General features: G+C 53.1%; 1 protein-coding gene. It reads left to right on the top strand.

The features are described from left to right. The first annotated feature begins 56 nt into the window (after nucleotides 1–56). Nucleotides 57–848, top strand: a complete 792-nt coding sequence (gene aadA1 / locus HMPREF9538_RS06280) for an ANT(3'')-Ia family aminoglycoside nucleotidyltransferase AadA1 (RefSeq protein WP_032457217.1) — start codon at nucleotides 57–59, stop codon at nucleotides 846–848. The last annotated feature ends 5 nt before the right edge of the window (nucleotides 849–853 follow it).

Below are 853 nucleotides of genomic sequence, written 5' to 3'. Positions count from 1 at the left end.
TTTTGTACCAAAAGCCGCGCCAGGTTTGCGATCCGCTGTGCCAGGCGTTAAACATCATGAGGGAAGCGGTGATCGCCGAAGTATCGACTCAACTATCAGAGGTAGTTGGCGTCATCGAGCGCCATCTCGAACCGACGTTGCTGGCCGTACATTTGTACGGCTCCGCAGTGGATGGCGGCCTGAAGCCACACAGTGATATTGATTTGCTGGTTACGGTGACCGTAAGGCTTGATGAAACAACGCGGCGAGCTTTGATCAACGACCTTTTGGAAACTTCGGCTTCCCCTGGAGAGAGCGAGATTCTCCGCGCTGTAGAAGTCACCATTGTTGTGCACGACGACATCATTCCGTGGCGTTATCCAGCTAAGCGCGAACTGCAATTTGGAGAATGGCAGCGCAATGACATTCTTGCAGGTATCTTCGAGCCAGCCACGATCGACATTGATCTGGCTATCTTGCTGACAAAAGCAAGAGAACATAGCGTTGCCTTGGTAGGTCCAGCGGCGGAGGAACTCTTTGATCCGGTTCCTGAACAGGATCTATTTGAGGCGCTAAATGAAACCTTAACGCTATGGAACTCGCCGCCCGACTGGGCTGGCGATGAGCGAAATGTAGTGCTTACGTTGTCCCGCATTTGGTACAGCGCAGTAACCGGCAGAATCGCGCCGAAGGATGTCGCTGCCGACTGGGCAATGGAGCGCCTGCCGGCCCAGTATCAGCCCGTCATACTTGAAGCTAGACAGGCTTATCTTGGACAAGAAGAAGATCGCTTGGCCTCGCGCGCAGATCAGTTGGAAGAATTTGTTCACTACGTGAAAGGCGAGATCACCAAGGGAGTCGGCAAATAATGTCT

The organism is Klebsiella sp. MS 92-3 (genome assembly GCF_000195655.1).
In the GTDB taxonomy this organism is placed as follows: domain Bacteria; phylum Pseudomonadota; class Gammaproteobacteria; order Enterobacterales; family Enterobacteriaceae; genus Klebsiella; species Klebsiella pneumoniae.
This window is presented reverse-complemented; position numbering and strand designations above follow the sequence as displayed.

Coding starts and splice junctions, on each gene's coding strand:
- aadA1 (WP_032457217.1), top strand. CDS start 57: ATGAGGGAAGCGGTGATCGCCGAAGTATCGACTCAACTATCAGAGGTA.